The organism is Frigoribacterium salinisoli (genome assembly GCF_054781095.1).
Genome location: NZ_BAAGVB010000001.1, coordinates 876,782 through 897,808, shown reverse-complemented (window position 1 = coordinate 897,808; position 21,027 = coordinate 876,782). Strand labels below are relative to the sequence as shown.

Here is a 21,027-nt window from a genome sequence, read left to right as displayed (position 1 = left end):
GATCCTACCCAGGTCGTGCGCGCCGCAGGGCGCGGCGCGCGTGGGTGGGATCAGGGCAGGACGACGACCTGGGCGCCGAACACGAGGCCCGCGCCGAAGCCGATCTGGAGGGCGAGTCCACCGCTCAGCTCGGGCTGTTCCTGCAGCAGGCGGTGGGTCGCGAGCGGGATGCTCGCGGCGGACGTGTTGCCCGTCGTGGCGATGTCGCGGCCGATGGCGACGGTGTCGGGGAGGCCGAGCTGCTTGGCGAACTCGTCGACGATGCGCATGTTGGCCTGGTGCGGCACGAAGGCCGAGAGCTGGTCGGCGGTGACGCCGGCGCGCTCCAGCGCGAGCTTGGCGACCTTCACCATCTCCCAGACGGCCCACCGGAAGACCGTCTGGCCCTCCTGGCGCAGCGTCGGCCACGCGACGGAACCGGCACCCTCGCGGTACTCCTGCATCGTGCTCGTCATGCGGATGGCGTCCCACTTCGAGCCGTCGGAGCCCCAGACCGTCGGCGCGATGCCGGGCACGTCGCTGGGGCCGACGACCGCCGCGCCCGCGCCGTCGCCGAGCAGGAACGAGATGCTCCGGTCGGTCGGGTCGATGTGGTCGCTGAGCTTCTCGGCCCCCACGACGAGCACGTGCTCGGCGAGGCCCGACTTGATGAAGGAGTCGGCCTGGGCGATGCCGTAGGCGTAGCCGGCGCACGCCGCCGAGATGTCGTAGGCAGCGGCGGGGTTCGCGCCGACCCGCTCGGCGAGGAGGGAGGCGACGGACGGGGTCGCGACGCCGCCGGAGATCGTCGAGACGAGCACGATGCCGATCTGGTCCGGGCGGATGCCGGCCTTCTCGATGGCCTCCTTCGAGGCCTGCTCGGCGAGGTCGATCACGTGCACGTCGCGCGAGGCGCGGACGCGGGTGACGACGCCCGTGCGCTGACGGATCCACTCGTCGGACGAGTCGATCGGGCCGACGATGTCGTCGTTCGGCACGACGAGCTCGCCGCGCGCGGCGCCGAGCGACAAGATGCGGGTGAACTCGACGCCCGTCGTCTGCTTCAGCTGGGGAAGGGTCCGGGTCATGATGCTGCTCCCTCGAGGAGGTCGACGGCGGCCGCGAGGTCGTCGGGCGTCTTCACGGCGACCGAGGGGACGCCCTTCAGTCCGCGCTTGGCGAGGCCGGTGAGGGCACCGGCAGGGGCGAGCTCGACGAGGCCGGTCACGCCCGCTGCCTCGAAGGACCGCATCACGGCGTCCCAGCGCACGGGCGACGACACCTGGCCGACGAGCAGGTCGACGAACGCGCGGCCGGAGGCGACGGCGGAGCCGTCGGCGTTGGTCCAGAGCGTCGTGGTCGGGTCGGCCACCGCGACGGGCGCCGCGGCGGTGCGCAGGCGCTCGACGGCAGAGGCCATGTAGGTGGTGTGGAAGGCGCCGGCGACGGCGAGCGGCACGACTCGTGCCCGGGTCGGCGGCTGCTCGGCGAGGGCGGCGAGGGCGTCGAGCGCGCCCGCGACGACGAGCTGGCCGCCGCCGTTGTGGTTCGCGGGGGCGAGGCCCAGCTCGTCGAGGCGTGTCCGCAGCTCGGCCTCGTCGCCGCCCAGCACGGCGCTCATGCCGGTGGGGGTCTCGGCGGCGGCGGCGGCCATGGCGCGACCCCGCTCGGCGACGAGGGCGACCGCGTCGTCCTCGTCGAGGACGCCCGCGACGGCCGCGGCGGTGAACTCGCCGACGCTGTGACCGGCGACCCCCGTCATGCGCGACCGGTCGACGCGCGCGAAGAGGGCCCGGGCGGTGAGGAGCCCGGCGGCCACGATGAGCGGCTGCGCCACGGCGGTGTCGCGGATGGTCTCGGCGTCGGAGGTCGTGCCGTGCGCGACGAGGTCGGTGCCGGCGGCCTCCGACCAGCGGCCGAGGGTCTCGCGGGCGCCGGGCTCGGCGAGCCACGGGTCGAGGAATCCTGGGGTCTGGGAGCCCTGTCCGGGCGCGAGGACGACGATCACCGGACCATCATGCCAAGCCGGGGGAGCGATCCGGTGGAGGTCGACCACAGGAGAACCGGCGAGTCGTTGGAGGAGTCCACCACGGGCGTGCCGGTGGACGCGGGCCGGACCTCGAGGGCGTCGTGCTCAGCGTGCGCGTGACGGGCGCGGCTGACGACGGCGGGCCGACTGGGCCTCCGGGTCCGCGATCGAGCCGAGGACGAGGGCCGACTGCAGGATGAGCGCCTCCCGGGCCCCGGTGGCGTCCCAGCCGATGACCTCGGAGACGCGCTTCAGTCGGTAGCGCACCGTATTGGGGTGCACGAAGAGCTCGCGGGCCGTGGCCTCGAGCGATCGGCCGTTGTCGAGGTAGCACCACAGCGTGGTGAGCAGTTCGGTCGAGTGCGCCTTCAGCGGCCGGTACACCTTGGTGACGAGGGTGGCGCGGGCCAGGGGGTCGCCCGCGAGGGCCCGTTCGGGCAGGAGGTCGTCGGCCAGCGCCGGGCGGGGCGCGTTGCGCCAGGAGCGGGCGACGGCGAAGCCCGCGAGGGCGGCCTTGGCGCTCCCGGACGCCTCCACCAGGCTCGGCACCGCCGGCCCCAGGACGAGGTGGCCCTCGCCGAAGCCGGGCTCCAGGGCCTTCGCGATCTCCGTGAAGGAGGGGCGACGCACCGACTCGACCGCCGGGTCGTCGTCGGCTCCCTCGGACGGTCCGTCGCTCTCGGCGCGACCGATGACGAGGACGAGACGGCTGCCCTGCACGCCGATGAGCACGTCGGCGTCCAGGTGACGGGAGGTCCGGCGGAGCACGTCGACGTCGAGCACGCGAGGGGTGTTGCCGACGAGCACGGAGACCTCGCCGTGGCCGTGCCAGCCGAGGGCCGCGATGCGGCTCGGCAGTTCGTCGTCGTACTCGCCGCTGAGGATCGAGTCGACGACGAGGGCCTCGAGCCGGGCGTCCCAGAGCCCGCGCGCCTCGGCCGCCCGCGCGTAGACGTCGGCGGCCGCGAAGGCGATCTCGCGCGAGTAGAGCAGGATCGCCTCGCGCACCGAGTCGTCGCCGTCCTTGACGCGCTCCTCGACCACCTCGACGGTCACCCGGATCAGCTGCAGCGTCTGGGTGAGGCTGACGGAGCGCAGGAGCTCACGGGGGGCCGCGCCGAAGACGTCGGCAGCGATCCACGGCGTGCTCTTCGGGTCGTCGAACCAGCTGATGAACGAGGTGATGCCCGCCTGGGCGACGAGGCCCACGGCGGAGCGCCGCCCCGGCGGCATGTCGCCGTACCAGGGCAGTGTCTCCTCCAGGCGGGTGATCGTCAGCGTCGCGAGCTCTCCCGAGACCGCCCGCAGCCACGCCAACGTGCGCTGCTTGTCCGCCGGGCCGGGCCCTGCGGCCCCGCCCGGCGTTCGCGTCGTGCTCACGGACCGGGTCAGCTCTCCCCGCCGGCCACGCCGCTCGTGCCGGCCGCCACGTCGTGCAGGCGGTACTTGTCGATCGCCTGCTGCACGACCGCCGCGTCGACCTCGCCGCGGCGGGCCAGGGCCTGCAGCGTGCGCACGACGAGCGACGGCCCGTCGATGTGGAAGAACCGGCGGGCGGCGGCCCGGGTGTCGGAGAAGCCGAACCCGTCCGCACCGAGCGTCAGGTAGTCACCGGGCACGAAGGGACGGATCTGGTCCGGGACCGCGTGCATGAAGTCGCTCACGGCCACGACGGGGCCCTCGGCGCCCTGGAGCGCCTGGGTCACGTAGGGCGTGCGCGGCTCCTCGGACGGGTGGAGGAAGTTGTGCTCGTCGGCCTCGAGGCCGTCGCGGCGCAGCTCGTTCCACGACGTGACGCTCCAGACGTCGGCGGCGACGTTCCAGTCGTCGGCGAGCAGCTGCTGGGCCTCGAGGGCCCACGGCACGCCCACGCCCGAGGCGAGGAGCTGGGCGCGCGGGCCCAGGTTCTCGGCCGCGCGCAGCTTGTAGATGCCCCGCACGACGCCCTCGACGTCCAGGTCGTCGGGCTCGGCCGGCTGCTGCAGCGGCTCGTTGTACACCGTGAGGTAGTACATGACGTTCGGGTCCGGGTGCTCGCCGCCGTACATGCGCTCGATGCCGGCCCGCACGATGTGGCCGATCTCGTAGCCGTAGGCGGGGTCGTAGGACACGACCGCCGGGTTCGTCGACGCGAGCAGCAGCGAGTGGCCGTCGGCGTGCTGGAGGCCCTCGCCGGTCAGGGTCGTGCGGCCGGCCGTGGCTCCGATGATGAAGCCGCGCGCCATCTGGTCGCCCGCCGCCCACATGGCGTCGCCCGTGCGCTGGAAGCCGAACATCGAGTAGAAGACGTAGACCGGGATGAGCGGCTCGCCCTGCGTCGAGTACGACGTGCCCACCGCGGTGAAGGCCGCGAAGGCGCCCGCCTCGTTGATGCCCACGTGCAGGATCTGCCCCTGGGGGCTCTCCTTGTAGGCCAGCAGCAGCTCGCGGTCGACCGACGTGTAGTGCTGCCCCTTGGGGTTGTAGATCTTCGACGTCGGGAAGTAGGCGTCCATGCCGAACGTGCGCGCCTCGTCGGGGATGATCGGCACGATGCGGTGCCCGAAGTCGGGAGCGCGCAGGAGGTCCTTCAGGAGGCGCGCGAAGGCCATGGTCGTCGCGACCTGCTGCTTGCCCGAGCCCTTCTTGACCACGGAGTAGGTCTTCTCCTCGGGGAGCGGGACCTGCGTGTACTTCGAGCGGCGTTCCGGGACGTGCCCGCCCAGCGCGCGGCGGCGCTCCTGCAGGTACTCGATCGCCTCGTCGCCCTCGCCGGGGTGGTAGTAGGGCGGCAGGTACGGGTCCGCCTCGAGCTGCGCGTCGCTGATCGGGACGCGCATCTCGTCGCGGAACTGCTTGAGGTTGTCGAGCGTGAGCTTCTTCATCTGGTGGGTCGCGTTGCGCCCCTCGAACGACGGGCCCAGGCCGTAGCCCTTGACCGTCTTCGCCAGGATCACCGTCGGCTGGCCCTTGTGCTCGGCCGCGGCCTTGAAGGCGGCGTAGACCTTGCGGTAGTCCTGGCCACCGCGCTTGAGGTTCCAGACCTGGTCGTCGGTGTAGCCCTCGACGAGCTTCAGCGCCCGCGGGTCGCGGCCGAAGAAGTTCTCGCGCACGTAGGCGCCGCTCTCGGCCTTGTAGGTCTGGAAGTCGCCGTCGGGGGTGCTGTTCATGAGGTCGAGCAGGGCGCCCTCGGTGTCGCGGGCGAGCAGGTCGTCCCACTCGCGGCCCCAGACGACCTTGATGACGTTCCAACCGGCACCACGGAAGAAGCTCTCGAGCTCCTGGATGATCTTGCCGTTGCCCCGCACCGGGCCGTCGAGGCGCTGCAGGTTGCAGTTGATGACGAAGTTGAGGTTGTCGAGACCGTCGTTGGCCGCGACCTGGAGCTGACCGCGGCTCTCGACCTCGTCCATCTCGCCGTCGCCGAGGAACGCCCAGACCTGCTGGTCGGAGGCGTCCTTGATGCCGCGGTTCGTGAGGTACTTGGCGAGCTGGGCCTGGTAGATCGCGTTGATCGGGCCGAGGCCCATCGAGACCGTCGGGAACTGCCAGAACTCGGGCATGAGCCGCGGGTGCGGGTACGAGCTCAGCGCGTGGCCGGCGCGGCTCTTCTCCTGGCGGAAGCCGTCGAGGTCGTCGGTGCCGATGCGGCCCTCGAGGTAGGCGCGGGCGTACATGCCGGGGGAGGCGTGGCCCTGGAAGAAGATCTGGTCGCCGCCGCCGGGGGCGTCCTGTCCGCGGAAGAAGTGGTTGTAGCCGACCTCGTAGAGGGCCGCGCTCGACGCGTAGGTCGAGATATGGCCGCCGACCGAGATGCCGGGGCGCTGCGCGCGGTGCACGGTGACGGCGGCGTTCCAGCGGATCCACCGGCGGTAGCGGCGCTCGAGCTCCTCGTCGCCCGGGAACTCGGGCTCGTCGCCCGCGGCGATGGTGTTGACGTAGTCGGTGGTGGGGACCATCGGCACGCCGAGGTGCAGTTCGCTCGAGCGCTTGAGCACGCTCTGCACGATCTCGCGCGCACGCTCGTGGCCCTGGTCCCGGACGAGTCCTTCGAGGGACTCGCGCCACTCGGCGGTCTCCTGGGGGTCCTGGTCGGTCGCCTCGACCGAGCGGGGGTCCTGGTCGTCAAACGTCACCGTTGACCTCAATCATCGTCTGGAGCCCCGACGCCCGGTCCGGGCGGGGGAGCTTCGTGCTGAACAGCGCCGGGACGCTGCGTGTGGTGGACAGGCACGCCGGGCACGTCGCGCGGATCACGCGCGGACGCTCACCTGACGCGTCCACCCTAGTTCCTCCGGCGGGCGCAGGAGGTCCGTGCACGCTGGGAGGACGACGCCCGCGACCGGCCGCGACGGGCGTAGGATCGCTGACCGTGTCAGACGCCGGCCACCCTGGCCGACGCGGAAGGAACGCGACCATGGCGCTGCAGGACGACGTGCAGGCACCCGACTTCGACCTGCCGAACCAGTTCGGCGAACGCGTGCGGCTGTCCGACTTCCGGGGGGTCAAGCCCGTGGCGCTCGTGTTCTTCCCCCTGGCGTTCTCGAGCACCTGCACCCAGGAGCTCTGCGACCTCCGCGACAACCTGGCGATGTTCCGCGACGCCCGCGTCGAGCTGCTCGGCGTCTCCGTCGACTCGAAGGCGACGCTGCGGGCGTTCGCCGAGGGCGAGGGCTACGACTTCGACCTGCTGGCCGACTTCTGGCCGCACGGCGAGGTGGCCCGCGAGTACGGCGTGTTCCTCGAGAACAAGGGCTTCGCGACCCGGGCGACGTTCGTCGTCGACACGGCCGGCACCATCCGGCAGCACTTCCTCACCGAACCGGGGCAGGCCCGATCGCTCGAGGACTACCGCGAGGCGCTGGACGTGCTCGTGCCCCAGACGGCCTGACCGGGCCGGGCGCCCCTCCTGACGGGACCGGGCGCGCCTCCTGAGCGGGCCGGGCGGGCCTCCTGACCGTCGGTGCCTCGCGCGGTCAGTCGTCGGCGCGCACCCACGTGCCCTGGCCGGTGCCGTCGTCCGTGAAGGCGGGCACGTCGGACGCCGTCTCCTCGACGAGCACCTCGGGCTGCGCGTCGATCTGCTCGACGAGGGCGTCCGTGAGCACGGCCGTGCCGAACGTCGTGGAGGCCCCGCGCACCCGACGGCGGCGGTTGCGCACCGGGCGCGTGACGACGGCGACGGGCGTCCGGAGGCGGCGGTAGAGGATCCGCCCGAGGGTCACGCCCCCGGCGAGGCCGACGCCGACCATGCCCGCCTGCAGCAGCTGTTGGGTACCGCCGGCGTCGGGGGTCTCCGACGTGAGGTCGAGCACGCCCTGGTAGATCATGAGGCCGGGCAGCAGGGGGACGATGCCGCAGACGGTGGTCACCCCGGCGGGCACGCGGGTGCGGTCGCCGAGCCACTCGCCGACGAGCCCGAGCACGAGGGCGGGCGCGGCGCTGGCCACCAGGGGAGCGCTCCCGAGGCCGGTGAGGGTGTCGTAGCCGAGCCACGCTCCGGCGCCCGCGGCGGCGGCCACGAGGGCGGCGCGGGGAGGGGCGTGCGACGAGACCGCCCAGGCGCCGGCGGCGAGGGCGGCGCCCAGCACCTGCACGCCCGCGGGCCAGGGCCGCGCGTACGAGTCGACGAGGACCAGCTCGACCCCGAGGGTGCGGCCCACGTCGAGCACGGCGCCGATGCCGATGACGATGCCCAGGGTGAGCAGCACCACCTCGAGCAGGCGACCGCTCGCCGTCAGCGGGAACCCGTTGATCGCGTCGTCGGCGGCGCCCACGAGCGACATCCCGGCGAGGAGCACGACGATGCCGGAGGCCACGACCAAGGAGGGCGGCAGGCTCGCGAACTCGACCGGCAGGCTGGGCAGCAGGGCCAGCAGTCCGACCGCGACCGACGTGGCGATCACCGCCCCGGCGATCTGCTGGAAGAACGGCGGCAGGCCCCAGCGGTGCAGTGCCCGCGTGGCCGTGTCGATGAGCGCGGTGGTGGCGGCGGCGAGGACCACGACGAGCGGGCCGCCGCCGAGCAGCAGCGCGACGCCGGCCGCCATGACGGCGAGCACGAGCGTCACGACGCCGCGGCGGTAGCGGTGGGGCTCGACGAGGATCGCGTCGAGGCGGGCGTGGGCGTCCTCGACGTCGTGCCGCGCAGTGTCGCGGGCCTCGGCGTCGTCGAGCAGGTCGGAGACCTGCTGCACCTCGCGCGGGCCCTCCGTGAGGTCGTGCAGGAGGGCCGTCACGCGGGCGAGGCGCTCGTAGTCGGCGGTGCGCACCTCGACGACACGGAGGACGCTCACGCCGGGGGAGTCGTCGCCGCCGTCGTGGACGACGAGGATCGATGTGAACGTGAGGTCGACCGCGCACTCGATGCCGAAGGCACGGCAGACGCGGCGGATGCCCTCGGTCACGTCGGTGGCGGCGGCCCCCAGCGAGAGCAGCGTCTCGCCGACGCGGACGGCCAGCTCGAGCACGCTGCGCACGGTCCGCTCGGCCAGCAGGGCGCGCTGGGTGCGGCGGCTCACGGGGCTGGCGGGGCCCTGCCCGCTGAGCTTCCGGGAGACCTGGCTGAGGAGACTTCGCGGGCGCACGGGGGCAGCGTATCTGCCGCGTGCCGGAGCCGCCCGTGCCCGGCGCGTCGCCTGCGGTGCGGCTCGTCGCGGGCGATCGGGCGCCGGACGGGTATCGTGGGGCGTCCGGCCGCTGCGGCCGCCGGGGCCTTTAGCTCAGGTGGTAGAGCGCCACGTTTACACCGTGGATGTCGTCGGTTCGAGCCCGGCAGGGCCCACCACGGACGTGCCGGATCGGCACGCGATCGGCAGCAGCTGAGCGCTCCGCCGTTTCCTCGGTCCGCGCCCCGTGTCGGTGTCGCGACCGCCACCACCTGTCAGCGTGCCGGACCTCGTCCGCGGGCCCCTCCGCTGCGTCTGTCGCGGGGGCATCGGAACGGGTCCCCGCGGCGTGGTCGGTCACGACCTCGTCGTGGCGAACGCGCAGGGCTCGCCGCCTCCGACTCGAGGAGGAGACGACCTCGACGGTGAGGAAGGGGCGCTCGACGGCGGGGCGTGTTGGTCCTCGTCAAGGAGCCGTCTCGGTCCGGCGCCGGGCACGCAGGAACAGGGCGAACGTGACTACAGCAGCGAGGGCTGCCACGACCGTGAACGTCGCGGCCGTGCGCCCGACCTCCTGCGCGAGCAGCTGAGTCCCGTACTGCTCCTTGGTCTCGACGATGTCGACGCCCACCGGCACGAGCGACGGGAAGACGGGCGCACCGTACCCGGCAGCCGCTGTCGCGAAGGCACAGGCCCCTGCTGCGACCAGGGCTACGACGGCCAGGGCGACGGAGGTGTTGCGGAGCAGGCGTGTGCGGGGCATGGCCCGACCCTAGGGCGCTGCGGGACAGCGCGACGGCGACTCCCTCAGGGTGCGGGGCGACGACGGGTCGTAGGAGCACGTCCCGTGATGCCGGACAGCCTGTGCAAGATAGAGCGCCCAGGGCGTGCGTCGCTCCGTTCGTGCCCTAGCCAGCAGAGGGCGATCGCGGCCACACTGGCGACATGATGACGAAGAAGTCCGTCGCCGCTCTCGGTGCTCTGGCCTGCACGCTCGTCCTCGCCGGCTGTGCGACCTCGAGCACGCAAGCCCTGCTGGACGAGCCCCAGGTCGCCGAGGACGCGCTGCCCGACCTGTCCTCCCTCGAGGACGGGGGGCCGATCGAGCCGTCGACGTCGAGGCTGCTGGGCGAGGCGGAGGGGGCGCGCTTCTGGGCTGGCCGCGACGAGGGCGGCGACTTCTGCATCCTGTCGATGCCCCTCGACGCTCCCGATCAGCCGATCATCGGTTGCACGAGCGGTGACGGCGACGGCCTGGGCCTCAGCGGGAGGAGCGTGCCGACGGTGTCGTGGCACCCCGATGGCGCGCCGGAGCGGAGCGAGGGCGACACCGTCCTCCGCGACCACCTGCTGGTGCGCGCGCCGTACGCCTCTGGCGGCTCGCGCTGAACCGCGTGCCACGGGCGCCGCGGAGAGCGTCTGCGTCTTCGGCGGGCACGCCGGGGAACGCGAGCACGCCGGCGAAGGCCGGCTCGTCACCCTGCCGGCCGCCGTCAAGCTCGCCCGGCGCACCGCTGTGCCGGTCATCGACACGTCGCGAGGGACCGCACGTGCGCCGGCGTTGCCCGCTCCGCATCTCCGCGGCGTCCGTCGCTCTCGCCCGGGACCACGCCGCCCGGGACCTCGAGATCCAGTACATCCGCGAGTACTACGACAGCCGGGACCGGGTCGTGGACCGAGCCCCGCGCGACGACCCGCCGCCCTGCTACGGCACCAGCGGGCACTGCCCCCGCGGGTAGATCGGGCCTGCCAGGAGGTGAACTGGCGGGAGGGGCGCCGTCCTCCGCGGCGCGTCCTGCGGACGGCTGATGGGCGAGGCAGCTCGCAGGCACCAGGGACCCGGACCCGGACCCGGGCGAGCACAGCCGTCGGGGAGAGCGATCGTGGAGGAGACGCGGGGCTGCGAAGCCCCACGGCACGGCCCCCCCTGCAGACGAGGGTGGGCGGTGGTGCCGTCGTCGTCCGCTACAGCGGCGCGACCTCGCCCGGGCGCGGGGCCCGCAGCTGGTGCAGGGCGGGCGCGTGCAACGGCGTCGTCTCCCAGCGGACGTCGGCCGAGTCACCCTCGAGCACGAGGTGCAGGCGGTGCGGGGTCTCGACGAACACGACGTCGACGTGCAGGGCTGCCCCGTGCCGGCCCGCGGTGACCGCGAGGGCTCCCGTGACGGCCCAGCCGCCGAGGACGAGGTCGGCCTCGAGCGCGGCGTCGCCCTCGTGCAGCAGCAGGCGCCACGACGACCCGTCGCCCGCGAGCTCGACCGCGGTCAAGGTCGGCTGCTCGCTCGACAGCGCGGGCGTGAAGGAGCCTGCTCGCAGCTCATCGGCGCCCGCCTGGTCCTCCAGGGGCGCCAAGGCCAGCGCGGCGGTGCGCTGCGCGAGCGCCTGGTCCGCGGCCTCGTCGCCCGGGCCGTCGAGGGCGGGCAGGAGGTGCGTCCAGGCCAGGTCGAGGACGGCCTGCATGTCGACCGACTGGCCGGTGAGGGCGACGACGGCGTCGTGCTCGGGCAGCACGACGCAGAACTGGCCGTAGGCGCCGTCGCCGCGGTAGCCGTGGCGCGCCCTCCAGAACTGGAAGCCGTAGCCCTGGCTCCAGTCGGCGTTCGCCTCGTCGGGGTTCGCCACCTGGACCCGGGTCGCCTCCTCCACGTAGGAGGCGGGCAGCAGCTGCCGGCCCTGCCACGCGCCCCGCTGGAGCCACAGCTGGCCCAGCAGCGCGACGGCCTCGGTCTGCGCGTGGAGGCCGCTGAAGCCGATCTCGCGACCGTTGCCGTCGCGCTGCCAGCTCGCCTCGCCGATGCCGAGCGGCTCGAAGAGGCGAGGGCGCAGGTACTCGGTGAGCGACAGCCCGGAGGTGCGCTGCACGATGGCCGCGACGGCGTAGGTGCAGGGCTGGTTGTAGGCGAAGACGGAGCCGGGCTCGGCCTCGGGCGGCGTGAGCAGGAACCCGCGGACGAGGTCGACGGGGTCGGCCTGCAGGGCCCGGTCGAGGGCCTCGGTCAGGTGCCCGCTCGACATGGCGAGCACGTCGCGGACGCGCATCGACCGGCTGCGCGGGTCGGTCACGTCGGCGTCGAGCTCCGGGAAGTGGCTGAGGACGGTGTCGTCCAGGCCGAGCAGGCCCTCCTCGACCGCGAAGGCCACGGCGGTCGAGGTGAAGCTCTTGCTCAGCGAGTAGAGCAGGTGCACGCGGTCGGCCGCGTAGGGCGACCACCAGCCCTGCGCGACGACCGAGCCGTGCCGGACCACGACGAGGCCGTGCGGTTCGACGCCCGGCGTGGACTCGAGCCCGTCGACGAAGGCGAGGATGCCGCTGGCGTCGACGCCCTGGGCGGAGGGGGCACTGGTGGGCAGGGCGGCGATGGTCATGCCGCCGAGGCTAGTCCCGGACCCGCCGTCCAGGCCTCGCGGACCGGGTCACCAGCCCAGCGTGCCGGGGGCTCCCTTGAACGGGCCGACGACGCGCGACGTCACCCAGCCGCCGTAGAAGTCGCCCTCCTGCGGCTCGACGAGCTCGCCGTCGACGGCGCACGAGTCCATGCGTCCCGGGTAGACGGCGACGTGGTCGACGAGCATCTCGTAGCCGGGCCACGGCGTGGGGTAGGTCCAGGCCGCCGAGGAGGCCCGCTCGCCGCCCCCGACGACGTCGAGGTACCGGGCCCGTCCCTTGAACTCGCACGTGCTCGAGCCGCCCGCGGGCTCCAGGGCCCCGGGCACGAAGGAGGAGCGGGGCAGGTAGTAGACGGGCGGGTGGCTGGTCTCGAGGACGCGGAACGACGCCGTGGCGTCCGCGACCACGGCCCCGCCGAGGCGCACGACGAGGCGCTCGGTGCTCGCCTCGACGCGCGGCGGACGCGGGTAGTCCCACACCGACTCCTGCCCCGGTCCGGGCTGCTCGGGGCGGACGGGTTCGCGCTTCGCTCTCATGGGGGCAGTCTCCTCCGTCCGACTGGACGTGCCGGGCGGCGCCCCGCGACGTCGGCTCCCGGCGCCGTGCGCGCACCACCTAGGGTCGACGGGTGACCCGCTCCTACCCGTCGACGATCGCCGCGGCCGTCGAGCACGAGACCGTGGTGCGGAAGTCGCGCTTCCTCACCCGCGTCGTGCCGGTCGCGAGCACGCGGGAGGCCGACGAGGTGGTCGCCGACGCGCGGCGCCGCGGCCGGGACGCGAACCACCACTGCTCCGCGACGGTGACGGGGGCGCTCGCGGACCAGGCGCGGTCCTCGGACGACGGCGAGCCCTCCGGCACGGCAGGGGTCCCGATGCTCGAGGTGCTCCGCCGCCGGGACCTCACCGATCTCGTGGCCGTCGTCACGCGCTGGTTCGGCGGGATCGAGCTCGGCGCCGGCGGGCTCGTGCGCGCCTACTCGACGGCGACGTCGGAGGCCCTCGACCGCGCGACCCTCGTCCGACGGGCGTCGCGTCGACAGGTGACGTTCGACGTGCCGCACGCCGACGCGGGTCGGCTCGAGCACGTCCTGCGCGAGTGGGTGCGGCACCACGACGCGACCCTCGGCCCCGTCACGTACGGGCAGCGGGCGTCCTTCGAGCTGTGGGTGCCCGACCCCGGGATCGAGCGGCTCCGGGCCGACCTCGCCGCGGAGTCCGCCGGGGCCCTCCTGCCGGTGCTCGGTGAGGAGCGCGTCGTCGACCTGGCCCCGCGCTGACGTGCCGCGGCCCGGGCGACGGGAGACCCGTGCCGCCCGGACCGCGCCGGACTCAGGACCGCGCGCGCCGTCGGCGACGGGCCACGAGGACCCCGCCCGTCGCCGCCAGCAGCGCACCGAGACCGACGAGCAGCAGGAGGCCCGGGTCGGCTCCGGTGAACGCGAGCCGGTCGCGCTCGTCACCAGCCGCGACGGTGGCCGTGCCCGGTCCCTCGATGCCGGGTGCGCCTCCTGCGCCGGGGCCGGTCGGGCCTCCTGCGCCCGGGGCCGCGGGTTCGACAGGCACGGCCGGGGGCGCCGAGGGGTCGCTCGGTGCCGGGTCGACGGGCGCGGGCTCGGTCGGCGCCGGATCGGTCGGGGAAGGGTCGCCGGGGACCGGGTCGCCCGGCGCAGGCTCGGGCACGGGCTCGGGCTCGACGGCGGCGGGCACGACGCGGAGCGTGCTCACGCCCGAGCGGGCCACGGCGCCGTAGGGGTCCGTCGCCGTCACGTACCAGCCCAGGTCGCCGAGGGGCGCGTCCGGCCAGGCGACGGTCGTCTGGGTGCCGCTGGGGACGTCGGCGACCGAGCCGATCAGCTGCGTCGACTGCACCTCGGCCGTGAAGGCGTTCGTGCGGAGGGTCGCCGCGTGCGGGTCGAGGCCGGCGATGGCGTAGGGGATCGTGAACTCCTGGTGCTGCAGCTCGAGCGACGGGTCGTCCGAGTCGTAGCGGCCGAGCGAGGGCGAGTACGTGCGCACCGTGATCTGCTGGCCGACGTTGTCGAAGTGCAGCAGGCGGAGGAACCCCTGACCGCCCTCGGGCAGCCCCTGGTAGTCGAAGAGCATCTGGGTCACCGTGCGGTCGGGCGCACCGTCGCCGTCGTCGTCGAACTGGTCGTACCGCGTGAAGGCGTCGTGGTAGTGCCCGCTCATCACCATGGAGACGTTCGGGTTGGTCGCGACGACCTCGTCGTAGATGCGCTGCGGGACCGGCCCGAGGCCGCCCGTCGTGAGCATGTACTCGTGCAGGTTGATGATCGCGGTGCGCTCGGGGTACTGCGCGAGGACCTCGTTCATCCAGGCGATCTCGGCGTCGCCGGGAGCCCAGCCCATCGACAGCACCAGCAGGTCGACGCCGCCCGTGCTGACCAGGTCGTAGTGGCCGCGGTTGTCGAGGTGGCTGCCGCCGTACCAGGGGTTGCCCGCGTAGCGGTCCTCGCCGAACCACTGCGAGTACCCCGTGTAGTCGTCGTTCTTCTGGTCGACGTCGTGGTTGCCCGCGAGCACGCCGTAGGGGAGCCCGGCCGCGTCGAGGCGGTCGTACTGCACGTCGGCGCGCTGCCACTGCTCGGCCACCGTGCCGTCGTCGACGATGTCGCCCGTGTGGAACAGGTACTGCAGGTTGAGGTCGTCGCGCTCGGCGAGCAGGTAGTCGTGGATCGCCACCTGGTGCTCGTGGTTCGCCGGGTCGGAGTTGTAGTACTGCGTGTCCGACTCCCAGGCGAGCGTGAAGTCGTACGACGAACGTGGCGTGTCCGCGGCGTTCGCGGGCGTGACGGGCGTCTCGCGCGTCGACCGGGGCGCACCGGCGAAGCCCTCCGAGTGCTGCACGAGCACCTGCAGGGTGCCGTCCGCCGCGACGTGCCCGGCCGCGGGGACCGTGGCGGTGAGGGCGAACTCGACGTCGTCGGGGTCGACCGTCACGAAGCGGTCGACCTCCTGCCACTCGCCGGTGGCGACGTCACGGACGTACATCAGGACCTTCGATCCCGTGTCGGCGGAGCCCGTCCAGGTCAGCTTCGTGAGGTGGTCGGGACCGGCCTCGGCGGGCACCGCCACGTCGAAGACCTGGTACGGCAGGGCGGTGTCGGAGCTGATCTCGGTGTCGACCCCGTCGACCCCGCCGATCGCCGCGACCTCGTCGGCGCTGAGCGCTCGGGCGCCCGCGGCGGACGCCGACGTCTCGCCGTCGACCTGCGTCGCGACGTCGGTCGTGCCCGAGCGGCTCGTCACGCCGCCGTTCTCGGCGTCGAGCTCCCAGCCGCGCGACACGTCGACGCGCAGGGCGTCGCCGCTCGGGTCGTCGACCCGCGCCCGCAGCTCGACCTCGCCCTCGGTCACCTCGGCGCCGTCGACCGGGGTCACGGTCTGCGCGCTCGGCCGCTCGACCGGGGTCGTGAAGCGCACCTCGGTGACGGTGACGTTGCCCACGGCGTCGGTGGCGGTCAGCGACAGCACGTGCTCGCCGCCGGGCAGGTCGACCGAGGAGGCACGGAAGGGCAGCTGCACGGGCTCGCCGTCCAACGTCGTGGTGAACGTCTCGAGGCCCGAGCCCGGGTCGGTCGCGGTGCCCGTGAGCAGGAACTCGCCGCGGTACTCGCGGCCCTGCTCGACGTCGGTCGCGACGACGGGCGCGGTGTTGTCGACCAGGACGCGCCTCGACACGGTCGTCGCGCCTCCTGCGTCGGTGCCCGTCGCTGCCGTGACCGTGTGGGTGCCGTCGGGGACCGTCGTGGTGTCCCAGGCGTGCGACAGCGCCCCGAAGGCATCGGCCGGCACGTCGAACACGGCGTCGTAGACGTCGAGCTTGCCGGTGCTGTCGCCCATCTGCAGCACCCGCGCCGGGTCGTCGTACCCGGCCGGGCGCAGCGTGCGACCGTCGGGGAGCACGAGCCGCAGGTTCTGGATCGTGAAGTCGTCGTTGTTCTCGGGGCTGATCTCCGGCGCCGCCTTCGTGCCGGCCCAGACGCTGAGGGTGAGCGGCTGCCCGGGGCGCACGGCGCCCAGCGGGACCTCGGTCGGGATCGTCTCGACGCCCTCGAAGATGCCGTCGTCGAAGATCGTGAGGACGTCGTCGCCGAGCAGCACGCCGTTGCGGAAGAACGTGTTGACGCCACCCGCCTCGAAGGCGAAGTAGGCCTCGCGCTCGAGCGCGCGCGACACGTCCGTCACGGGCTCGCCGTCGATCGAGAGCCGCACGTCCGGCGGGGTCGCCGAACCGGCCGCGGCCACGGGGACCGTGCCGCGCACGGCCTGGCCCTCGGCGACGTTCAGCCGCACGGGGGCGTCGTCCCGCCCGCTGATCGGCACCGTGCGGGGCTCGGTGGTCGTCGTGCCGGAGCCGTCGACGACCTCGAGCGAGTACCGCAGCCACCGCTTGCCGTAGAGGTCCACGCCGGGCACGGACCAGGTGTAGGTGTCGCGGGGACCGGCCGTGTCGGCGGGGTCGGCGTGCGTGCCCACGAGGTCGACGACCACGGGGGAGGCGTCCACGTCGTTCTGTGCCGTCAGGCGGACCGTCCGCACGCCGACGTCGTCGGTCACGGTGAAGCGGACGTCGAAGTCCTGCGCGGGGTCGTCCACCGAGGCGGCGGTGCGGTCGACGACGACGGGCGCGGTGGTGTCGACGGGCGACACGACGAGGCCCGTGGGCACCTGATCGGCGGTGACGACGCCGGGGCTCGCGGGCGCCGTGCGCAGCAGCACCTGCTTGGTCGGGTCGGCGGCGTCAGCGCCGTACTGGACGCCCTGATCGGGGTCGACGTCGTCCTGGCCGGCGACGAGGTTGTAGTAGGCGCGGTTCAGGCCGACGCCCGCGTTCGTCACGATCTCCATGCCGCGGGCGGAGCCGTTCGCCATGCCCGCCGAGGCGACCTCGAGCAGCTGCCCCTCCGCGAGCGACGAACCGAAGTGCGCGTCGAAGTCGGCGTGCGTGAGGGCGCCGTTCTGACCGTTCTCGATCCACAGCACGAGCGTGCCGCCCGGCTCGATCATCGCCTCCCGCGGGGTCGACGGCCAGAGCACCGTGGACGAGTTCTGGGTCTCGTCGACCGGGTACAGGTAGCGGAGCGAGTAGTCCGAGAAGTCCAGCGCACGGTCGCTGCCGTTGTACAGCTCGACGAACTCGTAGCCGTCGGCGCTGCCCACGTTGGTGGAGTCGGGCAGCAGCTCGGTGATCTGCAGGGGGGCCGCCAGGAGGTCCGGGTCGGGGAGCGGTACCGGTCCGGGCGACGGCGTGGTCGGCACGGGCGTCGAGGTCGGGGTCGGCACGGGCGTCGGCGCCTCCGTCGGCCCCGGAGTCGGCCCCGCCGTGGGCGTGGGCGTGGGCGCCGGCTCACCGGGCGTCGGCACGGAGGTCGGGTCGGGCGTGGGCTCGGGGTCGCCGGGGGCTGGCACGGGCGCCGCGGGCAGGCCGAGCTGCGCGGGGTCGACGGCGCCGGGCGTCGGGGTGGCCCTCGACGCGAGGAGCGCCGCGGAGGGCTGCGCGGGATCGGCCGGGCGACCGAACTGCGCCACGGTGCCCGCCGAGACCGAGCCGCTCGGGTAGAACGACCACGAGACCGCGGAGCCGTCGGCGGTCGTGACGCGGATGCCGCGGCCACCGCCGTTGGCCATGCCGGGCTGGCCCGTGACCGGGACCACCGGGTACGACGCGGGCGCGCCTCCTGCCCCTGCCCAGGCGGCACGGAACTCGTCGACCGTGCGCGCCGAGGAGTCGACGCTGCCCGAGGTGTACGTGAGCCACAGCACGACCGGCACGCCGACCGGGAGCACCGTGCCCGCGGGGACCGCGAGCGGCACGTCGCGGGTCCGGTCGTCGGAGTCGACGTACGTGTAGGCGAGCGAGACGCCGCCCTCGCCGAGCACGACGTCCGCCTCCGTCGTGTTGACGACCTCGACGTACTCGAAGTCGTCGGCGCCGACGCCGTCGGGCGCGATCTCGGTGACGAGGACGTCGCCCACAGGAGGCGCGGCCAGGGCCGGCGCCGCGCCCCCGGCGACGAGGGCGCCCACGAGGGCGGAGGCGGCGAGGGTGGCGGTGCTGCGGCGCATGCGGTGGGTCCCCTGGGATCGACGGGTGGAGCCCTGCGAACCTAGGGCGCCCGCGCGACCGGGGGATGAACGACGAGTGTCGGGTGAGGGCGGCTCGCTGCTCGCGGCTCGTGCGCCGGACACGACGACGCCGGTCGGGCCCGAGGTGCGGGCCCGACCGGCGTCGTCGGTCGGCGGCGGGGCGTCAGCTCGCGCTGACCGCCTGGTCGCGCTTCGGCAGCACCCAGCCGGGCCGCACGAAGTGGCAGGTGTAGCCGTTCGGCTGCTTCTCGAGGTAGTCCTGGTGCTCCTCCTCGGCCTCCCAGAAGTCGCCCGCCGGGCTGACCTCGGTGACGACCTTCCCGGGCCACAGGCCCGAGGCGTCGACGTCGGCGATGGTGTCGAGCGCGACGTCGCGCTGCTGGTCGCTCGTGTAGAAGATCGCCGAGCGGTAGCTGTCGCCGATGTCGTTGCCCTGACGGTCCTTCGTCGACGGGTCGTGGATCTGGAAGAAGAACTCCAGGACCTCGCGGTACGAGGTCAGCGCCGGGTCGAAGACGATCTCGACGGCCTCGGCGTGCCCCGCGTGGTTGCGGTAGGTGGCGTTCGCGACGTGGCCGCCGGAGTAGCCGACGCGGGTCGAGACGATGCCCGGCCGACGACGGAGCAGCTGCTGGGCGCCCCAGAAGCAGCCGCCCGCGAGGATCGCGGTCTCGGTGGTCCCGCTCGGGGCGGGGGTGGACTCGGGGGAGAAGAGCGTCATGTAGCGACCGTATCCTTCGGATTCGAGAGCGGAGTGGGGGACGAAGCGGAGCGACGCCGAGTTGATGCAGTAGCGGAGCCCGCCCGCGGCGGTGGGGCCGTCGGTGAAGACGTGCCCGAGGTGGCTGTCGCCGGCCGCCGAGCGGACCTCGGTGCGCCGGAAGAAGAGCCCCTCCCGGCGTTCGACGACGTGCTCGGGGTCGATCGGTCGGGTGAAGCTCGGCCACCCGGTGCGGCTGTCGAACTTGTCGACGGAGGCGAAGAGCGGCTCGCCCGAGACCACGTCCACGTAGATGCCGGGCTCGGTGGAGTCCCAGTAGGCGTTGCGGAACGCGGGCTCGGTGCCGCCGCCCTCGACGATGCGGCGCTGGCCGGGCGTGAGCCGGGCGAGCGCGTCGGGGTCCTTGCGGTACGGGGTCGTCATGGTGCCTCCTCTTCGGAGCGGTCGCGCACCCGGAGTGGTGCGGTCGGCTCCAGGGGGTGCAACGCACGAGCCCCCGCGGGTGTTCCGCCCCGTCCGCCCTGTCCGCCCTGCGCCGCGTGCCGGGCGCTCCCTGCGAGACTGGCGCCATGAGCCTCCTGCGCCTGAACGACGTCACCGTCCGCTTCGAGCAGCGCCCCGTGCTGCGCGAGGCGTTCTTCCGTCTCGAGCAGGGCGACCGCGTCGGCCTCATCGGGCGGAACGGCTCGGGCAAGTCGACGCTGCTCAAGCTCGTGCTCGACCAGGTGCAGCCGGACGAGGGCACCGTCACCGTCGAGGACGGCCTGCGTCTCGGCTACTTCTCCCAGTTCAGCGAGCTCGACGGCACGCGCACGGTCACCGAGGTGCTCGAGGAGCTGTTCGACGAGGTGCGGGGGAGGGAGCGCGAGCTGGCCGAGCTCGACGGTGCCATCGCGCTCGCCGCGGTCGACCCCGACCAGGGCGACGAGCTCATGCGCCTGATCGAGCGGCAGTCGGAGCTCTTCGCCGAGATGGACCGCCTCGACGGCTGGGACGTGCCGCGCCGCATCGACACCGCGCTCACGGTGCTCGGCTTCGACGAGGCGCACCGCGCGAGCCCCATCGACGACCTCAGCGGCGGCTGGCGCAACCGGGCTGCCCTCGCGAAGATCCTCCTCGAGCAGCCCGACGTGCTGCTGCTCGACGAGCCGACGAACTTCCTCGACGTCGCCGGCGTCGAGTGGCTCGAGCAGTGGTTCCGCGACTTCCGTGGTGCCGCGATCGTCGTCTCGCACGACCGGCAGTTCCTCGACGCGGTCGTCACGCGCATCGTCGAGGTCGAGGCGTTCCACCTGCACGAGTACCCGGGCTCCTTCGCCGAGTACGTCGTGCAGAAGCAGTTCAGGCTGAAGTCCATCGAGCAGCAGTTCGCCCACGAGCACGAGCTGCTCGCCTTCGAGGCCGAGGGCATCAGCGACCGGCGCGAGGCCGCCAAGGCGGCGCGGGCGGCCCGGTCAGGAGGCGCGACCGGCCTCACGAAGGACCTCGCGAAGGTCAAGAAGCAGCGGGCCCCGCGCCCCGTCGACCAGATCATCACCGAGATCTACGGCGGGCTGCACGTCAAGGACGTGCTCTGCCGCGTCGACGGCCTGGGCAAGGCGTACGGCGACAAGACGCTGTTCGACGGGCTCTCGTTCGAGGTGCGCAAGCGCGACCGGCTCGTGGTCGTCGGCGCGAACGGCAGCGGCAAGAGCACGCTGCTGCGCGTGCTCGAGGGGTCGGAGAAGGCGGACCGCGGGCACGTCGACTGGGCCGGAGGAGCGCGCGTCGTGTCGTACAACGCCGTGCTGGCCGAGCTGGACGACGCCGACACCGTGACGCACGCGGTGAACGCCATGCCCGACAGCCTCGCCCTGCGGGCCACGCGCAAGTCGGTGGCGCGGTTCCTCGCCATGTTCCAGTTCTCGGAGGCGGACCTGCAGCAGCGCCTCGGCGCGCTCTCCGGCGGTCAGCGCGCCCGTGTCGCGATGGCCCAGTGCCTCCTCTCGGGGGCGAGCGTGCTGCTGCTCGACGAGCCCACGAACCACCTCGACATGGCGAGCACGCAGGTGATGGAGCGCGCCCTCGTGCACTTCCCGGGCGCGGTCGTCGTCGTGAGCCACGACCGGTTCTTCAGCGACAAGGTCGCGAACCGCCGCCTGGTCTTCGGCGCCGAGGGCGCGGAGGTCGGCGAGCTCGAGCTCAGCGCCGTCTGAGGCTCACCGGCGCCG

General features: G+C 73.5%; 15 protein-coding genes and 1 tRNA gene. 6 read left to right on the top strand and 10 right to left on the bottom strand.

The window, feature by feature from the left end; all coding sequences use genetic code 11:
- Positions 1–50: 50 nt before the first annotated feature.
- The 4 genes from ACYVHQ_RS04160 to aceE all read right to left on the bottom strand — a co-directional run bounded on the left by ACYVHQ_RS04160 (position 51) and on the right by aceE (position 6,123).
- A complete protein-coding gene (locus tag ACYVHQ_RS04160; protein ID WP_460510871.1) occupies positions 51–1,067 on the bottom strand; it encodes a beta-ketoacyl-ACP synthase III in 1,017 nt (338 codons plus the stop codon).
- A complete protein-coding gene (locus ACYVHQ_RS04155) occupies positions 1,064–1,987 on the bottom strand; it encodes an ACP S-malonyltransferase (protein ID WP_460510870.1) in 924 nt (307 codons plus the stop codon). The genes ACYVHQ_RS04160 and ACYVHQ_RS04155 overlap by 4 nt, the downstream gene beginning before the upstream one ends.
- 126 nt (positions 1,988–2,113) lie before the next feature.
- Complete coding sequence (locus ACYVHQ_RS04150) at positions 2,114–3,388, bottom strand: PucR family transcriptional regulator (protein ID WP_460510869.1); 1,275 nt, start codon at positions 3,386–3,388, stop codon at positions 2,114–2,116.
- An 8-nt stretch (positions 3,389–3,396) separates the two neighbouring features.
- Entirely contained in the window at positions 3,397–6,123 is a 2,727-nt protein-coding gene (aceE, locus tag ACYVHQ_RS04145) for a pyruvate dehydrogenase (acetyl-transferring), homodimeric type (protein WP_460510868.1), read from the bottom strand.
- A gap of 281 nt (positions 6,124–6,404) precedes the next feature.
- Here aceE and ACYVHQ_RS04140 point away from each other — a divergent pair, with 281 nt between their 5' ends.
- Positions 6,405–6,878, top strand: coding sequence for a peroxiredoxin (locus tag ACYVHQ_RS04140; protein WP_460510867.1), 474 nt, complete (start codon positions 6,405–6,407; stop codon positions 6,876–6,878).
- Positions 6,879–6,963: 85 nt separating this feature from the next.
- Here ACYVHQ_RS04140 and ACYVHQ_RS04135 read toward each other — a convergent pair whose 3' ends face one another.
- Entirely contained in the window at positions 6,964–8,574 is a 1,611-nt protein-coding gene (locus ACYVHQ_RS04135; protein ID WP_460510866.1) for a threonine/serine exporter family protein, read from the bottom strand.
- Positions 8,575–8,698: 124 nt separating this feature from the next.
- On the opposite strand from ACYVHQ_RS04135, the gene ACYVHQ_RS04130 reads away from it, so the two are divergent.
- Positions 8,699–8,774: transfer RNA gene (locus tag ACYVHQ_RS04130), tRNA-Val, on the top strand.
- 287 nt (positions 8,775–9,061) lie between these two features.
- Here the strand turns inward: ACYVHQ_RS04130 and ACYVHQ_RS04125 are convergent.
- Positions 9,062–9,358, bottom strand: a complete 297-nt coding sequence (locus ACYVHQ_RS04125) for a hypothetical protein (protein ID WP_460510865.1) — start codon at positions 9,356–9,358, stop codon at positions 9,062–9,064.
- Between the two features lie 182 nt (positions 9,359–9,540).
- Here ACYVHQ_RS04125 and ACYVHQ_RS04120 point away from each other — a divergent pair, with 182 nt between their 5' ends.
- Together ACYVHQ_RS04120 and ACYVHQ_RS04115 are read left to right on the top strand one after the other, a co-directional pair.
- Positions 9,541–9,984 carry a hypothetical protein gene (locus ACYVHQ_RS04120; protein ID WP_460510864.1) on the top strand — a complete coding sequence of 148 codons (444 nt, stop codon included), beginning with the start codon at positions 9,541–9,543 and terminating at the stop codon, positions 9,982–9,984.
- A 161-nt stretch (positions 9,985–10,145) separates the two neighbouring features.
- Entirely contained in the window at positions 10,146–10,334 is a 189-nt protein-coding gene (locus ACYVHQ_RS04115; RefSeq protein WP_460510863.1) for a hypothetical protein, read from the top strand.
- 226 nt (positions 10,335–10,560) lie between these two features.
- Here the strand turns inward: ACYVHQ_RS04115 and ACYVHQ_RS04110 are convergent, their stop codons facing one another.
- Together ACYVHQ_RS04110 and ACYVHQ_RS04105 are read right to left on the bottom strand one after the other, a co-directional pair.
- Positions 10,561–11,961: a serine hydrolase domain-containing protein gene (locus tag ACYVHQ_RS04110; RefSeq protein ID WP_460510862.1), complete on the bottom strand. Its 1,401-nt coding sequence runs from the start codon at positions 11,959–11,961 to the stop codon at positions 10,561–10,563.
- A gap of 48 nt (positions 11,962–12,009) precedes the next feature.
- Positions 12,010–12,519, bottom strand: a complete 510-nt coding sequence (locus ACYVHQ_RS04105) for a DUF427 domain-containing protein (protein ID WP_460510861.1) — start codon at positions 12,517–12,519, stop codon at positions 12,010–12,012.
- A 92-nt stretch (positions 12,520–12,611) separates the two neighbouring features.
- Here ACYVHQ_RS04105 and ACYVHQ_RS04100 point away from each other — a divergent pair, with 92 nt between their 5' ends.
- Complete coding sequence (locus tag ACYVHQ_RS04100; RefSeq protein ID WP_460510860.1) at positions 12,612–13,262, top strand: IMPACT family protein; 651 nt, start codon at positions 12,612–12,614, stop codon at positions 13,260–13,262.
- Positions 13,263–13,314: 52 nt separating this feature from the next.
- Here the strand turns inward: ACYVHQ_RS04100 and ACYVHQ_RS04095 are convergent, their stop codons facing one another.
- Both ACYVHQ_RS04095 and ACYVHQ_RS04090 read right to left on the bottom strand, forming a co-directional pair.
- A complete protein-coding gene (locus ACYVHQ_RS04095) occupies positions 13,315–18,075 on the bottom strand; it encodes a lamin tail domain-containing protein (RefSeq protein WP_460510859.1) in 4,761 nt (1,586 codons plus the stop codon).
- Positions 18,076–18,259: 184 nt separating this feature from the next.
- On the bottom strand, positions 18,260–19,240 hold the full coding sequence (locus ACYVHQ_RS04090) for a bifunctional methionine sulfoxide reductase B/A protein (protein ID WP_460510858.1): 981 nt from the start codon (positions 19,238–19,240) through the stop codon (positions 18,260–18,262).
- 146 nt (positions 19,241–19,386) lie between these two features.
- Between ACYVHQ_RS04090 and ACYVHQ_RS04085 the strand changes: the two genes are divergently transcribed.
- Positions 19,387–21,012 carry an ABC-F family ATP-binding cassette domain-containing protein gene (locus tag ACYVHQ_RS04085; protein ID WP_460510857.1) on the top strand — a complete coding sequence of 542 codons (1,626 nt, stop codon included), beginning with the start codon at positions 19,387–19,389 and terminating at the stop codon, positions 21,010–21,012.
- Positions 21,013–21,027: the final 15 nt, after the last annotated feature.

Excerpts from the sequence above, each read along its gene's own strand:
- ACYVHQ_RS04160 (WP_460510871.1), bottom strand. The coding sequence starts at position 1,067 with ATGACCCGGACCCTTCCCCAGCTGAAGCAGACGACGGGCGTCGAGTTC.
- ACYVHQ_RS04140 (WP_460510867.1), top strand. The coding sequence starts at position 6,405 with ATGGCGCTGCAGGACGACGTGCAGGCACCCGACTTCGACCTGCCGAAC.
- ACYVHQ_RS04125 (WP_460510865.1), bottom strand. The coding sequence starts at position 9,358 with ATGCCCCGCACACGCCTGCTCCGCAACACCTCCGTCGCCCTGGCCGTC.
- ACYVHQ_RS04120 (WP_460510864.1), top strand. The coding sequence starts at position 9,541 with ATGATGACGAAGAAGTCCGTCGCCGCTCTCGGTGCTCTGGCCTGCACG.
- ACYVHQ_RS04110 (WP_460510862.1), bottom strand. The coding sequence starts at position 11,961 with ATGACCATCGCCGCCCTGCCCACCAGTGCCCCCTCCGCCCAGGGCGTC.
- ACYVHQ_RS04105 (WP_460510861.1), bottom strand. The coding sequence starts at position 12,519 with ATGAGAGCGAAGCGCGAACCCGTCCGCCCCGAGCAGCCCGGACCGGGG.
- ACYVHQ_RS04095 (WP_460510859.1), bottom strand. The coding sequence starts at position 18,075 with ATGCGCCGCAGCACCGCCACCCTCGCCGCCTCCGCCCTCGTGGGCGCC.
- ACYVHQ_RS04090 (WP_460510858.1), bottom strand. The coding sequence starts at position 19,240 with ATGACGACCCCGTACCGCAAGGACCCCGACGCGCTCGCCCGGCTCACG.
- ACYVHQ_RS04085 (WP_460510857.1), top strand. The coding sequence starts at position 19,387 with ATGAGCCTCCTGCGCCTGAACGACGTCACCGTCCGCTTCGAGCAGCGC.